21 protein-coding genes and 1 pseudogene are annotated in these 18,545 nt (G+C 71.7%); 7 read left to right on the forward strand and 15 right to left on the reverse strand.

Annotated elements, in window-relative coordinates; all coding sequences use genetic code 11:
* Positions 1–57: 57 nt before the first annotated feature.
* From DRB96_RS04195 to DRB96_RS04205, 3 genes are all read left to right on the forward strand, one after another.
* A complete protein-coding gene (locus DRB96_RS04195) occupies positions 58–741 on the forward strand; it encodes a DUF1707 domain-containing protein (protein WP_112453196.1) in 684 nt (227 codons plus the stop codon).
* 106 nt (positions 742–847) lie between these two features.
* Positions 848–1,447 carry a TIGR03086 family metal-binding protein gene (locus DRB96_RS04200; protein ID WP_112446826.1) on the forward strand — a complete coding sequence of 200 codons (600 nt, stop codon included), beginning with the start codon at positions 848–850 and terminating at the stop codon, positions 1,445–1,447.
* A 243-nt stretch (positions 1,448–1,690) separates the two neighbouring features.
* Positions 1,691–1,993 carry a WhiB family transcriptional regulator gene (locus DRB96_RS04205; RefSeq protein ID WP_239516805.1) on the forward strand — a complete coding sequence of 101 codons (303 nt, stop codon included), beginning with the start codon at positions 1,691–1,693 and terminating at the stop codon, positions 1,991–1,993.
* A 97-nt stretch (positions 1,994–2,090) separates the two neighbouring features.
* Here DRB96_RS04205 and glpX read toward each other — a convergent pair whose 3' ends face one another.
* Complete coding sequence (glpX, locus tag DRB96_RS04210) at positions 2,091–3,122, reverse strand: class II fructose-bisphosphatase (protein ID WP_112446828.1); 1,032 nt, start codon at positions 3,120–3,122, stop codon at positions 2,091–2,093.
* A 211-nt stretch (positions 3,123–3,333) separates the two neighbouring features.
* Between glpX and DRB96_RS04215 the strand changes: the two genes are divergently transcribed.
* Positions 3,334–3,861, forward strand: a complete 528-nt coding sequence (locus tag DRB96_RS04215) for a DUF4245 domain-containing protein (RefSeq protein WP_204357988.1) — start codon at positions 3,334–3,336, stop codon at positions 3,859–3,861.
* An 82-nt stretch (positions 3,862–3,943) separates the two neighbouring features.
* Here the strand turns inward: DRB96_RS04215 and DRB96_RS04220 are convergent, their stop codons facing one another.
* The 4 genes from DRB96_RS04220 to DRB96_RS04235 form a co-directional block, all read right to left on the reverse strand.
* Positions 3,944–4,534 (reverse strand): malonic semialdehyde reductase, encoded by a 591-nt coding sequence (locus DRB96_RS04220; protein WP_112446831.1) that lies wholly within the window; start codon positions 4,532–4,534, stop codon positions 3,944–3,946.
* A gap of 96 nt (positions 4,535–4,630) precedes the next feature.
* The gene (locus tag DRB96_RS04225) at positions 4,631–4,873 is read right to left on the reverse strand and encodes an exodeoxyribonuclease VII small subunit (protein WP_112446833.1); all 243 of its coding nucleotides are present in this window, start codon (positions 4,871–4,873) and stop codon (positions 4,631–4,633) included.
* A gap of 64 nt (positions 4,874–4,937) precedes the next feature.
* The gene (xseA, locus tag DRB96_RS04230; protein ID WP_239516185.1) at positions 4,938–6,218 is read right to left on the reverse strand and encodes an exodeoxyribonuclease VII large subunit; all 1,281 of its coding nucleotides are present in this window, start codon (positions 6,216–6,218) and stop codon (positions 4,938–4,940) included.
* 9 nt (positions 6,219–6,227) lie between these two features.
* A complete protein-coding gene (locus tag DRB96_RS04235) occupies positions 6,228–7,652 on the reverse strand; it encodes an APC family permease (RefSeq protein ID WP_239516184.1) in 1,425 nt (474 codons plus the stop codon).
* 106 nt (positions 7,653–7,758) lie between these two features.
* Here DRB96_RS04235 and DRB96_RS04240 point away from each other — a divergent pair, with 106 nt between their 5' ends.
* Positions 7,759–8,754 carry a 4-hydroxy-3-methylbut-2-enyl diphosphate reductase gene (locus DRB96_RS04240; RefSeq protein ID WP_112453199.1) on the forward strand — a complete coding sequence of 332 codons (996 nt, stop codon included), beginning with the start codon at positions 7,759–7,761 and terminating at the stop codon, positions 8,752–8,754.
* A 49-nt stretch (positions 8,755–8,803) separates the two neighbouring features.
* Positions 8,804–9,556, forward strand: a complete 753-nt coding sequence (locus DRB96_RS04245) for an ROK family protein (protein WP_112446835.1) — start codon at positions 8,804–8,806, stop codon at positions 9,554–9,556.
* Positions 9,557–9,625: 69 nt separating this feature from the next.
* On the opposite strand, the gene DRB96_RS04250 is transcribed toward DRB96_RS04245, so the two are convergent.
* On the reverse strand, positions 9,626–10,111 hold the full coding sequence (locus DRB96_RS04250) for a DUF6542 domain-containing protein (protein ID WP_112446838.1): 486 nt from the start codon (positions 10,109–10,111) through the stop codon (positions 9,626–9,628).
* Positions 10,112–10,245: 134 nt separating this feature from the next.
* Here DRB96_RS04250 and ychF point away from each other — a divergent pair, with 134 nt between their 5' ends.
* A complete protein-coding gene (gene ychF / locus DRB96_RS04255) occupies positions 10,246–11,334 on the forward strand; it encodes a redox-regulated ATPase YchF (RefSeq protein ID WP_112446840.1) in 1,089 nt (362 codons plus the stop codon).
* An 85-nt stretch (positions 11,335–11,419) separates the two neighbouring features.
* Here the strand turns inward: ychF and DRB96_RS04260 are convergent.
* The 9 genes and pseudogenes from DRB96_RS04260 to DRB96_RS04300 form a co-directional block, all read right to left on the reverse strand.
* Positions 11,420–11,617, reverse strand: a pseudogene (locus tag DRB96_RS04260) (Uma2 family endonuclease); the annotation flags it as partial.
* Between the two features lie 141 nt (positions 11,618–11,758).
* Positions 11,759–12,394, reverse strand: a complete 636-nt coding sequence (locus DRB96_RS04265; RefSeq protein ID WP_112446841.1) for a VOC family protein — start codon at positions 12,392–12,394, stop codon at positions 11,759–11,761.
* Positions 12,395–12,622: 228 nt separating this feature from the next.
* Complete coding sequence (locus DRB96_RS04270; protein WP_239516183.1) at positions 12,623–12,928, reverse strand: HEAT repeat domain-containing protein; 306 nt, start codon at positions 12,926–12,928, stop codon at positions 12,623–12,625.
* A 78-nt stretch (positions 12,929–13,006) separates the two neighbouring features.
* A complete protein-coding gene (locus DRB96_RS04275; RefSeq protein WP_239516182.1) occupies positions 13,007–13,402 on the reverse strand; it encodes a CPCC family cysteine-rich protein in 396 nt (131 codons plus the stop codon).
* 297 nt (positions 13,403–13,699) lie between these two features.
* On the reverse strand, positions 13,700–13,963 hold the full coding sequence (locus DRB96_RS04280; protein WP_112446847.1) for a type II toxin-antitoxin system RelE/ParE family toxin: 264 nt from the start codon (positions 13,961–13,963) through the stop codon (positions 13,700–13,702).
* The gene (locus DRB96_RS04285; protein ID WP_112446849.1) at positions 13,956–14,225 is read right to left on the reverse strand and encodes a type II toxin-antitoxin system Phd/YefM family antitoxin; all 270 of its coding nucleotides are present in this window, start codon (positions 14,223–14,225) and stop codon (positions 13,956–13,958) included. The genes DRB96_RS04280 and DRB96_RS04285 overlap by 8 nt, the downstream gene beginning before the upstream one ends.
* A gap of 240 nt (positions 14,226–14,465) precedes the next feature.
* A complete protein-coding gene (locus tag DRB96_RS04290) occupies positions 14,466–15,569 on the reverse strand; it encodes a hypothetical protein (protein WP_239516181.1) in 1,104 nt (367 codons plus the stop codon).
* Entirely contained in the window at positions 15,566–17,599 is a 2,034-nt protein-coding gene (locus DRB96_RS04295) for a hypothetical protein (protein WP_112446851.1), read from the reverse strand. Before DRB96_RS04295 ends, DRB96_RS04290 begins: the two co-directional genes overlap by 4 nt.
* Positions 17,596–18,387, reverse strand: coding sequence for a toll/interleukin-1 receptor domain-containing protein (locus DRB96_RS04300; protein ID WP_112446853.1), 792 nt, complete (start codon positions 18,385–18,387; stop codon positions 17,596–17,598). Before DRB96_RS04300 ends, DRB96_RS04295 begins: the two co-directional genes overlap by 4 nt.
* Positions 18,388–18,545: the final 158 nt, after the last annotated feature.

Consider the following 18,545-nt stretch of genomic DNA (forward strand, 5'->3'; position numbering starts at 1 on the left):
GAGGTAAGGCTCACTGGCCAGTATCGCGATCTATCGTGTCTCGCTATGCTGGGGTGCGTGGACCTGGAAAAGCAGCCCCCATCCGTACCGGCCCCCGCCCCCGCGCCCGGCGCCGAGCTGCGCGCCTCCGACGCCGACCGGGACCGCATCGCGCAGATCCTCGCCGATGCCGTCGCCGAGGGCCGGCTGACCTCGCAGGAGCACTCCGACCGCCTCGACTCGCTGTACGCCCTCAAGACGGTCGGCGAGCTGGACGTGCTCGTACGGGACCTGCCCGCGCCCGGCGCGAGCCCCCGGCGCGAGCCCGCGTACGCCGACGGGACCCCTGTGGGACCGCCGCCGGGTGATCCGGGCGAGACGGTCGTCGCGGTCTGCGGCAGTGCCTCCCGCAAGGGGCGGTGGCACCCGCGCGCGCTCACCCGCGCGGTCTCCGTCATGGGCGACATCACCATCGACCTCACCCAGGCCGTCTTCGAGCAGCAGGTCACCGAGATCACCGTGACGTGCGTGCTCGGCAACGTCGAGGTCCTGGTTCCGGAGAACGTCACGCTGCGCGGGTACGGCAGCGGGCTCCTCGGCAACATCGAGGTGCACGGTGAGGGGCGCGGCGAGAGCGAACCGAACGCGCCGGTCGTGATCGTCCGCGCCTTCGCGCTGCTGGGCAACATCGAGTCCCGCCGCAAGCCCGGCGCCCGCCTGGTGGACCTGGCCCGCGGATCGCACAAGCACCTCGGCGGATAGCGCGTCCGCGGGCAGTGCGTTCGTGGGGCGGGAAAGTTCGGCGACACGCCGGCAATCCGCCCCGGAATCAGGCCACTTGGCCGGAGTCCGGCCCTAGGGTCGGCCCATGACCGCATCCCAGTGGGACCTCCTCGACCAGGCGTACGCCGCCCTGCGCTCGGCCGTCGACGGCATACCGGCCGACGGCCTGCACCGCCCGACCCCGTGCGACCAGTGGAATGTCGGCCAAGTGCTCCAGCACGCGGCCGGCGACCAGCTCGCCTACGCCGCGCGCCTCACCGGCGGGCCCGGGCCGGCCGAGGACCCGTTCGCGCCCACCGGCGCCCTGTCCGCCGCCCCCGCCGAGCTGCTGGAGCCGGCCCTCGCCGCGGCCGCCGAGGCCTTCGCCGGGGTCGCGCCGGGCACGGCCGAAGTCGCCGTGCCGCTGCCCCCGTTCACCGCCCCCGCCGAGACCGCGGTCGGCGCGGCCGCCCTCGACGCGGCCGTGCACGCCTGGGACATCGCGGTGGCCACCGGCCAGGACTCCCCGCTGACCCCCGCCCTCGCCGCGGCCCTGCGCCCGAGCGCGGAGGTGCTCGCCGAGCCCCTGCGCGGATTCGCCTACGCCCCGGCGCTCGCGTCCGCGCCCGGCCCGGACGCCGACCCGGCCGGCTCGCTCCTCGCCTTCCTGGGCCGCCGGCCCGGCTGGACGCCGCCCGTCGCGTGACGGCGGCGGGCGCTCGGGGCCCCGTACCGGGCGGTCAGGGCGCGGTTCCGGGCGGCGTCACGTTTCGGTCGAACCGTCCGGATCGGAGGCACTCGGTGCATAGGGGCGCGCGCAGCGGGTAGGGACAGGTGCATCGTCTCTCGCTCGCGTATACGTCGTCAGGAGTAGACCGTGCCGCATCCGCCGCGCCAGTCCCTGCAGGTAGCCGCCGTCCAGAGTCTTCAGGGGCGCCCGGCGGCGGCCGTGCCGAAGCCGCGGGTACCGGCCAGGGAAGAGGACGGCCCATGGCACGCGGACGCGGTGTGCCGACGCGATGAGGCCGGGCTGTTCTTCGCCCCCTCCAAGGAGCCGACCGCCGCCCGGCTGTCCCGCGAGGACGCCGCCAAGCGCGTCTGCGCCCGCTGCCCCGTCATGATCTCCTGCCGGGAGCACGCGCTGCTCCAGCCGGAGCCCTACGGCGTCTGGGGAGGCCTGACGGCCGCCGAGCGCCGGGTGGTGCTGGCCCGGCGCCGCCGCCGGGCCGTGGAGCTGCGCGAAGCCTCGTAGGCCGGCCGCGGACCACACGGAAGGGGCGTTCCCGCCGCACGCGGGAACGCCCCTCTTTGCCGTTCGTGCCGGGCCGGCGCGGAGCCGGCCCGGTCTCCTACTGGGCGCGGTCGAAGTCGATCGCGCTGTACGCGCGGAGCTTCGAGAGCCGGTGGGTCGAGTCGATCTGGCGGATCGTGCCCGACTTCGAGCGCATGACCAGCGAGGAGGTCGTCGCGGTCTCCGAGCGGTAGTGGACGCCGCGCAGCAGCTCGCCGTCCGTGATGCCGGTGGCGACGAAGAAGACGTTGTCGCCGGAGACCAGGTCGTCGGTGTGCAGGACGCGGTCCAGGTCGTGGCCGGCGGCGATGGCCTTCTGGCGCTCGTCCTCGTCCTTGGGCCACAGCTTGCCCTGGATGGTGCCGCCGAGGCACTTGATGGCGCACGCCGAGATGATGCCCTCGGGGGTGCCGCCGATGCCCAGGAGCAGGTCGACGCCGGTGCCCTCGCGGACCGCCATGACCGAGCCGGCGACGTCGCCGTCGGAGATGAACTTGATGCGGGCGCCGGTCTCGCGGATCTCCTTGACGATGCCCTCGTGGCGGGGGCGGTCGAGGATGATCACGGTGACGTCTTCCACGGCCATGTTCTTGGCCTTGGCGACGCGGCGGATGTTGACGGAGACCGGGGCGTTGATGTCGACGAAGTCGGCGGCCTCGGGTCCGGTGACCAGCTTCTCCATGTAGAAGACCGCGGACGGGTCGAACATGCTGCCGCGGTCGGCGGCGGCCAGGACGGCGATGGCGTTCGGCATGCCCTTGGCGTTCAGGGTGGTGCCGTCGATCGGGTCCACGGCGATGTCGACCTCGGCACCGGTGCCGTCGCCGACCCGCTCGCCGTTGAAGAGCATCGGGGCTTCGTCCTTCTCGCCCTCGCCGATGACGACGACGCCGTTCATCGAGACGGTGGAGATCAGGGTCCGCATCGCGTTGACCGCGGCGCCGTCGGCGCCGAGCTTGTCGCCGCGCCCGACCCAACGGCCCGCGGCCATGGCGGCGGCCTCGGTGACCCGGACGAGTTCCAGAGCGAGGTTGCGGTCGGGGGCCTCCGGAGAGACTTCGAGCTGGGGCGGCAGGTTGTGCTCGGTCATCGGAGCGCACCTTTCTGTACGGCGACGGCCGGGAGTGAGGGTCCCTGGACTCTATCGGTACGTCGACAAATTGAGCAGACCGGGTCACGTATGAGCGGTATATCGGTCAGCTGATTGTCCTCAGCGGACATCTTGTGCTCCGTGGGGCGCGCCACGGCGACCCCGGCGTCGACCGCCGCGGGCGATGCGGGACGATGGTCCCGTGGCAGGTATGAGAGGCAAGCAGACGGTCCGGGACATGCTCCTATCGCTGGGGGTGCTCGGCCTCGTCGTGGGTGCGATCTACATCTTCATCCCCCATGACGACGGCGCCGACGCGACGAGGGTGGTCGACTACCGCGTCGAGACGATCACGGCCCGGCGGGCGGCCCCGTACCCCCTCGCCGCCCCCGTCGGCCTGCCGCAGGAGTGGCGGGCGACCTCGGTGGCGTTCGAGCGGAAGAAGGCGAACGCCTGGCACCTGGGCTTCCTGGATCCGAAGCAGCAGTACGTGGCGGTCGAGCAGTCCGCGGACACCTCCCCCGGCTACCTCGACAAGGTCACCCAGAAGGCGAAGGCGACCGGGCAGACGCAGCAGGTCGGGGACCAGGCCTGGGAGCGCTGGGACGGCGAGAAGTACGACGCCCTCGTGCGGCGCGAGGCGGGCCACGTCACGGTGGTGACCGGGACGGCCTCCTTCGAGGAGCTCGGGGCGATGGCCGCGGCGCTGGAGTTCAAGCAGGGCGCGCAGCAGCAGTAACAGGACCGCGTACGCGAAAAGGCCGCGCGCCCCGGGATTCCGGGGCGCGCGGCCTTTTCGCGCGCTACTGCCGAGGCGGGCCTCAGACGGTGGTGACGACCTGGTCGAACTCCAGGCGCGGGGAACGCGGGAACCAGGCGTCCTCGCCCGGCTTGCCGATGTTGACGACCATCAGCGGGGTGTGGTCGCCGTCCAGGAACTCCTTCTGGAGGCCGGCGAAGTCCAGACCGGTCATCGGGCCGGCGGCCAGGCCGGCGGCGCGGACGCCGATGATGAAGTACGCGGCCTGCAGCGAGGCGTTGACCAGCGCGGACTGCTCGCGGACCGGGCGCTCGGAGAAGAAGGCGTCCTTGGCCTGCGGGAAGTGCGGGAGCAGCTGCGGGAGCTCCTCGTGGAACTCGTTGTCCGCGGACAGGATCGCGACCAGCGGGGCGGCGGCGGTCTTGGCCTGGTTGCCCTCGGCCATGTGCTTCACGAGGCGCTCGCGGGCCTCGGGGGAGCGGACCAGGGTGACGCGCAGCGGCGTCTGGTTGAAGGCGGTCGGGCCGAACTTCACCAGGTCGTAGATCGCCTGGACCTGCTCCTCGGTCACCGGCTCGTCGGAGAACGTGTTGGCGGTACGCGCCTCACGGAAGAGGAGGTCCTGAGCGGCGGCGTCGAGAACGAGAGACATCGGAAAGCCTTCTTCTGTACGGGACTGAAGCGATGGCTCGAGACTACGACGGAAATAGATGAAACTTCAACTAAATCCGCGAGGTGGTGACCGACGTCACTCCGGGCCGCCTTCCCCGCCCTCCGCGTCCGCTCCGGCCTGGCGCGCCGCCAGCGCCGAGTCCAGCCGCGCCCTGGCTCCCTCCAGCCAGTGCCGGCACACCTTCGCGAGCTCCTCGCCGCGCTCCCAGAGCGCGAGGGAGTCCTCCAGCGAGGTGCCGCCGGCCTCCAGCTTGCGGACGACCTCGATCAGTTCGTCCCGCGCCTGCTCGTACCCCAGCGCCGCATCGGTCCCGGCCATTCCCGCTCCCACCTTATATGTGTAGTACAACGAATTTGTTGCGGCAGTGTGCCGCCCGTCCGCCCTACGAGACGCCCTCGACGCCCTCTTCGGTGACGCCCTCGGTGACGCCCTCCTCGGCGGCGACCTCAGCGCCGCCCTCGGCGACCTCCACCGAGAACGCTCCCTCCGCCACCCGCGCCCGCAGCACGTCGCCCGCCGCCACGTCCTGCGGCGATCGCACCACGTGCCCGTCGGCCCGCTGCAGCACCGCGTACCCGCGCTCCAGCGTCGCCGCCGGGGACAGCGCCACCACCCGGGCCAGCGTGTGCGCCAGCTCCGAGTCCGCCCGGTCCAGCAGGTGGCCCAGCGTCCGGCGGCCGCGCGCCAGCAGCGCGTCCACCTCGGCCTCCCGGGTCTCCACCATCCGCTGCGGATGGACGAAGACCGGCCGCGCCAGGGCGTGCGCGAGCCCCCGCTCCTCCCGGTCGAGCAGGCCGCGCACGGCGCGCAGCCCCCGGCCCTGGAGCTGGCTCACCCGCTCCAGCTCCTCGCCGACGTCCGGGACGACCTTCTTCGCCGCGTCCGTGGGCGTGGAGGCCCGCAGGTCCGCGACCAGGTCCAGCAGCGGGGAGTCCGGCTCGTGCCCGATCGCCGAGACCACGGGCGTACGGGCCGCCGCGACGGTCCGTACGACCTCCTCGTCGGAGAAGGGCAGCAGGTCCTCCACGCTGCCGCCGCCGCGCGCCACGATGATCACGTCCACCCCGGGCATGGCGTCCAGCTCCTTGACCGCCTGGATCACCTGGGGCACCGCGTTCACCCCCTGCACGGCGACGTTGCGGACCTCGAAGCGGACCGCCGGCCACCTGCGCCGCGCGTTCTCCAGCACGTCGCGCTCGGCCGCCGAGGCCCGCCCCACCACCAGCCCGATCAGCTGCGGCAGGAACGGCAGCGGCTTCTTGCGGTCGAGCGCGAAGAGCCCTTCGGAGGCCAGCGAGCGCTTGAGCCGTTCCAGGCGGGCGAGGAGCTCGCCGATGCCGACGGGCCGTATCTCCGTCGCCCGCAAGGACAGCTGCCCGCGCGGGGCGTACCACTCGGGCTTGGCGAGCACGACGACGCGCGCGCCCTCCGTGACGGAGTCCGCGACCTCGTCGAAGACCTGGCGGAAGCAGGTCACGCTCAGGGAGATGTCGTGCGAGGGATCGCGCAGCGTCAGGAAGACCACCCCCGCTCCCGGCCTCCGCGAGAGCTGCGTGATCTGCCCTTCCACCCACACCTGGCCGAGCTTGTCGATCCAGCCCCCGATGAGCCGGGACACCTGGCCGACCGGCAGCGGCGCGTCAGCCGACGTATTCAGACCCATGCACGCAGGCTAACCGCCCGAACTGACACCGGCGTCGGGCCCGGCGCCCCGATCCCCCGCGCGTCGCCCGCGCTGGGCCACCAGCACCCCCAGGCCCGCCAGCAGCCACACCGCCCCCACCAGCTGCGCCTCCCACGAGGCCTCGACGATCACGGCGACCGTCACGGCGGCGCCGAGCACCGGGACCAGCAGGTGCTTGAACCAGTTCGGGGTGCCGCCCCGCCGCTTGACGACGAACCAGCCGACCACCGAGGCGTGCAGCAGCGTGAAGGCCACCAGCGCCCCGACGTCGACCACCGAGACCAGGTGGTCGAGGCCGTCGTCGCGCCGGGCCGCCCACACGGCCGCGACCAGCGTGACCGTCGCGGCCACCAGCAGGGCCGGGCGCGGCGTGCCGTGCGAGGTGCGGGCGAGCACGCGCGGCAGCCGCCCCTCGCGGGCCATCGCGAACAGCAGCCGGCCGGCCGCGGCCTGCCCCGCCAGCGCCGCGAAGGCGGCCCCGATCGCCTTGCTGACGGCGACCAGGTCGTGCAGCCAGGTCCCCACGGAGGCCTCGACCGCGTTGTAGAAGGCCGGCCCCTGCTTCGCCGGGTCCGCCGCCAGCTCCGCGGCGGACTCGGGGGTCAGCAGGGCCGCCAGATAGGTCTGGGCGATGAACAGCACTCCGGTCAGCGCCAGGCAGAACAGCACCGCCCGGGCCACCTTCGCGCTGCCTCCCGTCACTTCCTCGGCGAAGGAGGCGATGGCGTCGAAGCCCAGGTAGGACAGGACCGCCACCGAGACCGCGCCGAGCACGGCGGCCGTCGAGAAGCCGCCGAGCGAGCCGTCGCCGGTGAACGGGGAGAGCCAGCCGCGCCGCGCCCCGCCCTGGGCCAGTACGGTCACGGCGGCGACCAGGAACACCAGCAGGACCACGATCTCCAGGGCCAGCACGGCGAAGCCCACGCGGGCCGCGGCCCGTACGCCCCACAGGTTGAGCAGGGTGGTCACCACGACCGCCAGGGCCGTCCACACCCACCGGGACACCTCCGGGACCAGGGCGTTCATGGCGATCCCGGAGAACAGGTAGGCGACCGCGGGGATCAGCAGGTAGTCGAGCATCGCCATCCAGCCGGCGATCAGCCCGGGCCCCTCGCCCAGGCCCTTGCGGGCGTAGGTGAAGACCGAGCCGGCCTGCGGGGCGACGCGCACCATCTGGGCGTAGGAGAAGGCCGTGAAGGCCATCGCCACCGTCGCGACGAGGTAGACGAGGGCGATGGCGCCGTGCGACTTGGCGTCCAGGGTCCCGAAGACGCCGACCGGGGCCATGGGGGCGATGAAGAGCAGCCCGTAGACGACCAGATCGCGGAATCCCAGGCTCCGCCGCAGCGCCGAGCCGGGCGCCCCCGGCGTACCGGGCGGGCCGTCCGGGCGGGGCGTCGTACGGGGATCCATCGCGGACACCATCGCTCCTCCGGGGTGGGCCGGTACGGACGTTCGACCCAGTCTGCGTCGAACGGGGGACGTCCGGCCTCCTGGAGACCCCCGTACGATGGAGCGCATGACTGCTGCCGCCCCCGCTCCCGCATCCCGCCGCGTCCTGCTCGCCGCCCCGCGCGGCTACTGCGCGGGCGTGGACCGAGCCGTGATCGCTGTCGAGAAGGCCCTCGAGCAGTACGGTGCGCCGGTCTACGTCCGGCACGAGATCGTGCACAACAAGTACGTCGTCCAGACCCTGGAGAAGAAGGGCGCCATCTTCGTCGAGCGGACGGAGGAGGTGCCCGAGGGCTCCATCGTGATGTTCTCCGCGCACGGCGTGGCCCCCGTGGTGCACGAGGAGGCGGCGCGCGGCAAGCTCGCGACGATCGACGCGACCTGCCCGCTGGTCACCAAGGTGCACAAGGAAGCCATCCGCTACGCGAACGAGGACTACGACATCCTCCTCATCGGCCACGAGGGCCACGAGGAGGTCATCGGCACCTCCGGCGAGGCCCCGGACCACATCACCCTCGTGGACGGCCCCGAGGACGTGGCGAAGGTCCAGGTCAGGGACGAGTCGAAGGTCGTCTGGCTGTCGCAGACCACGCTTTCGGTCGACGAGACGATGCAGACGGTCGACGCGCTGAAGACCAAGTTCCCGCTGCTCGTCTCGCCGCCCAGCGACGACATCTGCTACGCCACCTCGAACCGCCAGGAGGCGGTCAAGGTGATGGGCGCGGACTCCGACCTGGTCATCGTCGTCGGCTCCAAGAACTCCTCGAACTCCATCCGGCTGGTCGAGGTCGCCCTCGACGCGGGCGCGAAGGCCTCGTACCTCGTGGACTTCGCGAGCGAGATCGACGAGGCCTGGCTCGAGGGCGTCACCACCGTCGGTCTGACCTCGGGCGCCTCGGTGCCGGAGGTGCTGGTCGAGGAGGTCCTGGAGTGGCTCGCGCAGCGCGGCTACGCGGACGTCGAGCTCGTCAAGACGGCCGAGGAGTCGATCGTCTTCTCGCTGCCGAAGGAACTGCGCCGCGACCTGCGCGCCGAGGCCGCGGAGCTCGCCGCACGGAAGTAGCCCCGGCGCGGGCCGGGCGGGCCGCCGGGTCGTTTCGTACGGTGTGTGCATGCAGATCTTCGGCGTGGACATCGGCGGTTCCGGGATCAAGGGCGCTCCCGTGGACCTGGACCGTGGCGACCTGGCGCAGGAGCGCCACAAAGTACTGACACCGCAGCCGGCCACCCCCGACGGGGTGGCCGGCTGCGTCGTCGAGGTGGTGCGCCACTTCGACTGGGACGGCCCGGTGGGGGTGACCTTCCCCGGGGTGGTCACGGGCGGGGTGACCCGGTCGGCGGCCAACATGGACAAGGCCTGGGTCGGCGTCGACACGGCGGCCCTGCTCTCGGAGCGGCTGGACGGCCGGCCCGTCACGGTCCTCAACGACGCGGACGCGGCCGGGGTCGCGGAGATGGCCTACGGGGCGGGGCGCGGGGTCGGCGGCACCGTCATCCTGCTCACGCTGGGCACGGGCATCGGCAGCGCGCTCTTCACGGACGGGCGGCTGGTGGCCAACACCGAGCTGGGGCACCTGGAGCTGAGGGGGCACGACGCGGAGACGCGGGCCTCGGTGAAGGCGAAGGAGGACGGGGACCTGACCTGGGAGCGCTGGGCGCACCGGGTGGGCAAGTACCTGGCGCACGTGGAGATGCTGTTCTCCCCGGACCTGTTCATCATCGGCGGCGGCGTGAGCCGCAAGCCGGAGAAGTTCCTGCCGCTGATCGAGGGCGTCCGGGCGCGGATCGTCCCGGCGGAGCTGCAGAACAACGCGGGGATCGTGGGAGCGGCGATGGCGGCGCGGACGGCGTCGAAGGCGACGTAGGGCCTGGGCGGCGGGGCCTGGCGACGCAGGGCCGCCTGGCGACGTAGGGCCGCCTGGCGACGTAGGGGCCTAGGCGACGCGGCGGGGCATGCGCCGCCTGCCGATGAGCACGGCCTTGCGCACCACGACGATCAGGGCGGCGACGAGCGTCCCGGCGTACAGCCAGCCGGCGTGCAGGGACAGCGCGGACACCAGCCCCATCACCTCGCCCGCGAAGCCGCCGGAGCCGCCCGACACGGGCCACACTCCGGCGGCGAAGGCGATCGGGGCGGTGATCGGCGCGGTGATCAGGTCGGCGGGCCGCACCCACAGGGCGGTGGCGGCCGCCACCGGCAGGAAGAGCAGCCCGTAGGCGAAGAGCGAGGCATCGAAGAGCAGCCAGTCGAAGCCGCCGACCAGGAACATCGCGGCGCAGGCGAAGAGGCCGCCGCCGAGTCCGGTGAGCCGGGGCCGCGGCAGCCGGCGTACCGTCGGCCGCCCGGGGGCCGCTGCCTCCGGGGCCTTGGCGGCCCGCTCCGCTGGGTGACGTACCGTACGCGCCTTGTATCGCTCCACCCCACAAAACTAGGCGGGGGGCCGCCGATAGCGTGCCCGGACACGCGTACATCCGGGCGCCCTCATCGGAAAGTAAACTGTCCGATGGCCCACTCCGGGCCGCCGCCCCCCTCCAGCTACGGGAAGTCGCCAACGTGTCGCTCACGATCGGAATCGTCGGCCTGCCGAATGTCGGCAAGTCGACCCTGTTCAACGCCCTGACCAAGAACGACGTGCTGGCGGCCAACTACCCGTTCGCCACCATCGAGCCGAACGTCGGCGTCGTCGGTGTCCCGGACGTGCGTCTGGCCGTCCTGGCCGGCATCTTCGGCTCGCAGAAGCTCATCCCGGCGACGGTCGACTTCGTCGACATCGCGGGCATCGTGCGCGGTGCGTCGGAAGGCGAGGGCCTCGGCAACAAGTTCCTCGCGAACATCCGCGAGTCGGACGCGATCTGCCAGGTCATCCGCGCCTTCCAGGACGAGAACGTCGTCCACGTCGACGGCAAGGTCTCGCCGAAGGACGACATCGAGACGATCAACACCGAGCTGATCCTCGCGGACCTCCAGTCCATCGAGAAGGCGGTGCCGCGCCTGACGAAGGAGTCCCGCCTCCAGAAGGAGAAGGTCGCGGTCCTCGCGGCCGTGGAGAAGGCCCAGAAGATCCTCGAAGCGGGCGACACCCTCTTCTCGCACGGCATCTCCAAGGGCACGGAGCAGGGCGACCTCCTGCACGAGCTCCACCTCCTCACGGTCAAGCCGTTCCTCTACGTCTTCAACGTGGACGAGGACGAGCTGACGGACGACGCCTTCAAGGCCGCGCAGAGCGCGCTGGTGGCCCCGGCCGAGGCGATCTTCCTGAACGCCAAGCTGGAGGCGGAGCTCATCGAGCTCGACGACGACGAGGCCCTCGAGCTCCTCCAGTCGGTCGGCCAGGAAGAGCCCGGCATGGCCACCCTGGGCCGCGTCGGCTTCGCGACCCTGGGCCTGCAGACCTACCTGACGGCCGGCCCGAAGGAAACCCGCGCCTGGACGATCAAGAAGGGCGCCACCGCCCCCGAGGCGGCCGGCGTGATCCACACGGACTTCCAGCGCGGCTTCATCAAGGCCGAGATCATCTCCTTCGCGGACCTGGTCGAATGCGGCTCGGTCGCCGAGGCCCGCTCCAAGGGCAAGGCCCGCATGGAGGGCAAGGACTACGTCATGCAGGACGGCGACGTGGTGGAGTTCCGCTTCAACGTGTGATCGAGTCGCCGCTGCAAGCTAGGTGATTGTCGAGCTTGCAGGTCGGAAGGGGTCGGACTCCGATGAGTCCGACCCCTTCCGCATTTCAGCCGCTTCGGGGCTGCGTGAGCTTGTCGAGGTCCAGGCTGACCTGGAAGGGCACCAGGCGTTGGAGGGTGCCCCGGAAGATCCCGGCGAGGAGCTTTACTGTGCGATCGCGATGGGCGGACTCGGGGGAGACGACCTCGATGACGAGCTGGACGTCCTCCGGTGCGAACCAGGTGCGGTCACCGTCGAAGTCGGCCCGGTCCGGGGGCGCGGCCAGTGGCCGGGTTTGGGGCCGGCCGGGCCCGCGGTGACGGTCAGCGGGCCAGGGGCCGTGCACGGTCGTCGGCGGGCTCGCCGCGGCCTTCGGCCGCTTTCCCGCGGGGCGGTCGGGCCCTGGTCAGATCGTGACCGGGCCGTGGGCGGTGGCGAACTCGACCGAGACCAGGCCCGGTTCCTCATCCTCGACCCAGGTGACGTCGATCTGGTCGAGGGGGTGGTCGGCCGGTTCGCCGAGGAATTCGGCGATGGAGGCGGCGTCGCCGGCGATGGAGACCCCGTGGATGGTGCTGGAGGTGCGCGGGTCGGCGCTCGGGCGCTCCTCGATGGGGACCGACCACTGAAGGAAGTAGGGCAGTTGCGGGTCCTCCAGCAGTTCCAGGAGGCCGATCTGCTTCCACCTCAGGTCGAACCCGTCGGGACGGACACGATGGCCCTCGGCCGAGGTGCGGCCGAGGCGGGCCTCGACCGGGGCGATGTCGTCGACGGAGACCACCCAGCCGAGCCAGCCGCCGCCCTCGGCGGCGCGGCGCGCGACCGCCTGGCCGAAGGGTGCGCGGTCGGCGGCGGGGTGGTCGAGTGTGGTGACGACCTCGACGTAGGTGCCGCCGCTCAGCGGGAGAATGAAATTGCGGGTGCCGAATCGTGGGTGCACGCCCCCGTCGACGAACCCGGCGCCGAGCGCCGATCCGATCCACTGGACGGTCGAGACGAAGCTGTCGCGGGCCACCGCATAGGACACGTGATCAAGTCGCACGGCGCCATCATCACCCGACAACCCGCACAAATCCCGACGCCACGCCCGCCGTCCCGGCCGCGTCCGCCGTGGATTCAGCCGTGGAGCGGATCGATCATCGTCATCCCGGCGGGGAGGCCCGGTCGAAGCCAGGCAGCAGCGCTGCCGCCTCGTCGAGGCCCACGACTGCCCCAGGCGGGCGGTGAGCGGGGGTGTGACCGGGGTGCGGGCGCCGAGTTCGGTCAGGGCTCAGCGGATGCCGACGGGCTCGCTCCAGTCCGGTGGGGTCGCCCGTTCCAGGCAGGCGCGGTCGGCGCGGCGCGGCGCGGCGCGGCGCAGGGATTCGACCGCGCCGTCGATCTCCAGGTTCCCCAGGGCGACCGCCGCCCATTCCCTGACGGTGGGCTCGTCGTCCTCCAGGAGGGCGATGAGGGCGGGGCCGTAGCGTGGGTCGGCCACCTCCTCGAAGACCTCGATGGCGGTCAGTCGGCCGAAGCGGCCCAGGGCGGGCGGCCCGTCGGCGATCGCGAGGGTCGCGCCCCCGCCGATGGCCACCAGCCGCGCGCGGGCGCCGTACGAGGCGTCGTCGTCACCGTCGAGCTGTTGGACGAGTGCCTCGATGGACGGGGAACGTCATGACGCTGCCGGTTGGTCGCGGCGCCAGAAGGTGGGGAGCCACCAGCAGAGCACCGAGCGGTCATCGGGCCACGGGGCGCGGTCCTCGGCTTCCCAGTCCTCGAAGGAGTCGCGCGTCAGGTCGATGGGGCGCCAGGCAGGATCGAGCGGCTCGTCCTCGGCCGGAGGGCGGACGTACTGCCGGCCGTGCTGGTCGCAGGCGCCGAAGTCCTGGTAGTTGAGCTGGGCCTCGATCAGGGAGATCTTGTTCGCTCCGCCGTCCATGGTCGGCCAGCGGAACTGGACCCCGTCGTCCTCCCAGGAGCAGACGGGGCAGATCTCGTAGGAGCCGGGCACGGCGTCGAGCACGCGGTGTCCGCAGCAGGGGCAGGGACAGGGGTAGCGGTGGCTCACCTGCGCAGTCTTGTTTACGGTCCGGCCGGAGTGCCATGGATTTCCGTGCCTCGGCACACCCGGCCAGTCCGCAGGACACTCGTAAACAGCCATCGGGAGCCACCGCACGTTAACGGACAAATGGCTGTTCAGGGCCCTGTGCGGGGCACCGCCGCAGGGCAGGGGCGGGGCGCAGGCATTCGGTCCCTGACGTGGCAAACATGCAGGTCAGGACGGGTTGCGCTCTGTCGAGTCCGACCCCTTCGTCGTGACCGTGCTGGATTGGTGCCGGATATTCTGACGTGGGGTCAGCGGCAATCAGGTCTCGTAGACGGTGGACCGGTGTCCCACGTGAACGATCCAGACCACCAGCTCTCCGTTGTCGATCGTGTAGACGACGCGGTAGTCGCCGACGCGCAGACGGCGGCGCTCGGGCTGGGACACGAGGGCGGTGGTGTTGAAGCCGAGGGGGTCGGTCTCCAGTTCGGTCAGCTTGGCCAGGATGCGCAGCGCCGTGTCGCGGGGGATCTTCCGAAGCTCGGCCTGTGCCTCGGGGCGGAAGACGGTTCGGTACTCACTCACCGCGTGCCAGCGTCTCCCTCATGATGTCCTCGATCGGGATGCCGGGCGCGGGGTTGGCCATGCGCTCGTCGATGATCCGGTTGATCTCGCGCTCTTCCCATTCCTGGTACTTGCGCAGCACCGCGATGGAGACGACGGCGGCCACTTCCTTGCCCCGGCGCGTGATCACCGTGGGTACGTCGTCACGGTCGGCGCGCTCCACGACCTCGGCCAGGTGTGCGCGTACGTCGCGGATGGACTCTATGGGTAGCGGCTGCGTCATGCGCACAAGCGTACCGAGTGTCCCATGTGTACACAACGTCTGGGGATCTGTGCCGGCCCATCGATGGTGCTGGAGAGGTGCCTACCGTGCTGGATCTGTGCTGGATGCGATCACTGGGAGCCGCGTTTTTTGCAGGTGGGAGCCCTGCACTCGATGTTCCGCTTCAACGTCTGACGCGTGACGTGCCCACGGGGCCCGGTTCTTCGGAGTCGGGCCCCGTGGGCTTACCTGCTTGCCGGATCAGCTTTCGTCCTCGTCCTTGTCTTCGCCAGCGCCAGTGCCGTCGCCCTGGTCGGGCGTCGGGAGGAGGGTTCGTCTGATCTCGTCGGCGGCCTCGTACAGCTCGGCCATCTCCAAGCTCATCACGACACGGTTCACGAGCACCGTGTACTCGTCCATGTCCGGCTTCACGCCCACCGCCGCCAGCAGCAGAACCAGCCGGTCTGCGGCCCCGACCTCCGCCTCGCGGTCGAGCGGCCCTGCTCCCGGGCCGGGGTCGTCCCACAGCGGGCGACCGCCGACGGCCGCTTCGCTCCGCGCGCCCACGGGTGGGACGAGCAGGTGACGGAAGAGTTCGGGCACCTCCTCGTCGTTGGCGGCCGCGGCGATCTGGGCGAGCGGTCCGATCATGTCGACCGCCTTCTCGATCTCGTTCTCGTGCCGGGCGAGCCACCAGACCACCGCACTGCCCGCGCTCTGGAGCACGTCGTCACCGAGGTAGCGCCGCTTGTTGCGTTCGTGTTGGCGCTCGTGCTCCCAGATCTCCTCGTCCTTGCGCAGGTCACTCAGCTTCCGCAGGCGCTCGCGGTCGGCGGGGGCGAGCGTCAGCGTCGCTTCGGCCGCCATGGCCATCACCCGTCCGTTCCGGTCGGGGAGCGGGACGCTCAGCTCTCCTTCCAGGAAGAACCGCGCGAAGCTCGCCCGGCCCGGCTGCTCGCGACGGACGATCTCCAGGGCCCGGCTGACGACCGCGGACACGGCGAGAGCCGGGGAGGCGCCGTCGGACCGGCCGGTGTGGTCGGGGACCGGCCGCCACCACACGGTGGCCGAGAAGAGGAAGTCGTAGCCGTCCACGGCGCTCGGCAGCGCCGCGTCGATCACCCGCGTCTCCTGGTACGGCTGCTCCGTGGGCGCTAAGGGCGGCGCGGGCTCCCCGGTCCGGGACGGATCGGCGGGCGGGTGGCCGCCCCCGAGGAACGTCAGCGCGAGCAGCAGCGAGCCCGAGGTCGTGCCCATGGACATGAAGCCCCACAGCCACGCCGACCAATGCAGGAGGTTGCCGAGCACAGCCGGTGCGAGGCCGCAGAGAGCGACGAGCAGCAGGCTGGGAGAGCGGAGTCTCATCGTGCCTCTTCCGTGGTCCGTGGTTCGTTGCCCGCACGCTGAGTACGGTCGGCGCGGGCGTACTGCGCCTGGTCGATGTGCTGCCACAAGCGGGCGGCGGCGGCCGTCCGGACCGGGTCGCGTGCCGCGCCCGCCCAGTCGCAGGCGATGGCATAGAGGCGGTGGAGGGCGATCGTGCGGCCGTGCGTCGCCCCGACCATCAACTCCAGCGCCATCTCTCGCGTACGGTCGCCCGCCACGGTGTCGAGCCAGCTCTTCACCAGTGGGTCCCAGAGCTTCGTCGGCGGCTGGGAGAACACCGTCTCCCAGCCCAGGAACAGGACCGGCCACCGTGGCGGGTCCGGTACCCGATCGCTTCTCAACAGCTCGGTGAGGAGCCGAAGAGGGGGCTCGGCCGCGCGGGACTCCCGGCGCGCCGGAACCCGTAGACGGTCGATCAGCAACCGGTACAGCCGGCGGTCGTTTCCGACGAGCCCGAAGAGCGCCTCCCCCGCCGCGCGGGCCGCCTCCCCTTCCCGTACGGCGAGGTGCCGCAGCCGCACCACGGCCTGATCGGGGTGGGTCGAGGCGAGACTCTGGACGCACGCGGCGGTCAGGGCGCGGACGAGACCGTCCGACAAGGAGGTGGAGTGCACGCAGTCGTACATCCGCCTGCGGAACCAGACCCCGAACCCCTCGTGGCTGAGGCCGAGTTCGAGGGCCGCAACGGCTCGCGGGTCGCTGGACGCCCCGGCCGCACCGTTCGCCCACAGGGCCGCGAGGTCGAAGAGGTCGTCGGGTCGCCCGGCGGCCAGCGATCGCTCGCCGAAGCGGACGACGACGTTCACCCGGTCGTCGGTGGTCAGACCGGGAAGCCCGGCGGCCACGCCGATCCATTCGGCGAGCTTGTCGCGCAGTCCGGGGAAGTTCGTCCAGAAGTACGTCCGTACCGCTTCGGCGTAGGCCAGTTGCTCGAAGCGGATCCGTCCGTCCGGGCCCCGATCGATCCCGAGGGCCGTCAACCGCTGCCCGAAATCCATCCGCGCGAGCTCGGTGGCCGCCTCTTCCTCGTGACCCACCGTCTTCAGCAGGCCGCGCCACGCCTCGTGGACGGTGTCGGCGTGCGCTTCCTCGAACACCGCCGCCGCGAGCAGCAGGGCCCGCTCGGGCGCGGTACTGGCCGCGGTCACTCGCTCGCGCACCTCGGTGGCGCGCCCGGTCACCGCGCTCAGGGCCTGGTCGAGCCAGCTTGTGAAGTCGGTGCCGAACCGGCCGCTGTCGCGAGCGGTCCTCACCAGGCCCGCCAGCCGGGCCAGTTCGCGCATGGGGGAGCGGTCGCACAGGAACCGGAGGTCGGGGCGCTCCAGGTCCGCGGGTCGGAAGGACATCAGGTCCATCCGGAGGTACCCGTTGATGACGGCGATGCCCCGGGGGCGTTCCAGCGTCACCGTGTGCGGTGCGAGCTCCGGTGGATGGGCGTGCATCATGCCCGAGGGCAGGACGACGACCAAGTGGGCCCCGGCCTCCTGGACCTGTGACCGGAGCCTGGCCAAGCGGTGCTGGGCCTCGGCGTACGCCTCCTCATCGGCGATCCGGGAGAGGTCGAGGAGGAAGAGGTCCCCCGCACCGGGGGCAGCAGGTTCCGCGTCCGCGTCCGCGTCCGCGTCCGCGTCCCCGTCCCCGTCCCCGTCCGTGGGCTTGTCCGGGGTGGGAAGCTCCTCGAACCGGACGTCTTCCCCTTCGGTGTCGCCGTCCTCACCGAGCTCGTGCAGCAGCATGATCGCCGCGGCGCGACGGCCGGTGCCGGGCTGGGCGTCGAGCAGCACCACCGAGCCGGGTTTCTCCAGGCGGTCGGCGGCGACGCGGTAGTTCACCGGCGGGGCGAACCGGTCGGCCAGATACAACCGGTCTTCGCGGACGATCCGCAGGGGTTCCGCAGTTCTGCGGATCTTCCGGGCAGCTCGGGCGCCGTAGATGACGTACTGGGGCCCCGGGCCGTTGTTCACCGGGCCACGCGCATCGTTGACGGTGACGCGGTCCTGCGCGGTCATCGTTGGTCGTCCGAGGGCCGGCGTTCGCGCTCGAAGCGCTGGTGGACCGTACCGCTGTTGTCGCCCGCGGTGAACTGCACCCCGGTGTTGTCGCCCTCGAAGTGGGGGGCGTTGTACTGGGGCCCCGGACCGGTGTTCACCGGCCCCTGCGGCTCGTTGACGAAGGTGCCGAGGTCGCCGTTGAGGTTTCCGATGCCGCCGCGCACGCGTTGCTCGACGTCGCGCGCCCGCATCCTGGTGTGCCCCGCGTCCTTGGCCGACCCCTTGCGGGACTTCGTTTCCGCCCTGTCGCGCGCCGCGGGGGCGTCGCGGTCCGCCTCACCCAGCTTGGGCAGCTGCCGGGCCAGGCGGTCGCCGAGCACCGCCAGGTCCGCGTCGCTGTTGCGGTGGTCGAAGCGCTTGTACTGGCAGTCCGCCAGCTCACGCAGGTCTTCCGGGAGGCCGGCGCGGTCGATCCGCGTGGTCCTCCCGACGAGCACGGGGATGACCACGACTCCGCGGTCGAGCACGGTCCGGATCTCGCGGCGGGTCCAGTCCTGCTCGGCTTCGATGGCGGGGCGGCCGTCGGGCCCCAGGACCTTCGCCCAGCGCGGGCCGATCACCGCGATGAGCGCGTCGCACTTCTCCACCGCCCCGTCCAGTTCCGCCGGGAAGCGGTGTCCGAGCTCGATCGAACTGCTGGCGAAGAAGATGTGCTCGCGGCCGAACCGCCGGACGAGCTCCCGGGCGATCAGGGTCGCGGCGGATTCCTCGTCGCCTGTGCGGTAGTTGATGAAGACGTCGGACATGCCGAATCCCTTCGTCAGAGGAACAGAGGGTGGAGATGGGGGCCTCGTGGTGGCATGGCGCAGCCATCGGAGGCGTACGGAGGAGGGCGCGCCGCCCGGCGGGTCACTGGGCGCGGGCAGCCTGAACGCAGGTCCCGACGGACCGGGAGCGGGGATCC

The organism is Streptomyces sp. ICC1 (assembly GCF_003287935.1).
GTDB lineage: Bacteria > Actinomycetota > Actinomycetes > Streptomycetales > Streptomycetaceae > Streptomyces > Streptomyces tritrimontium.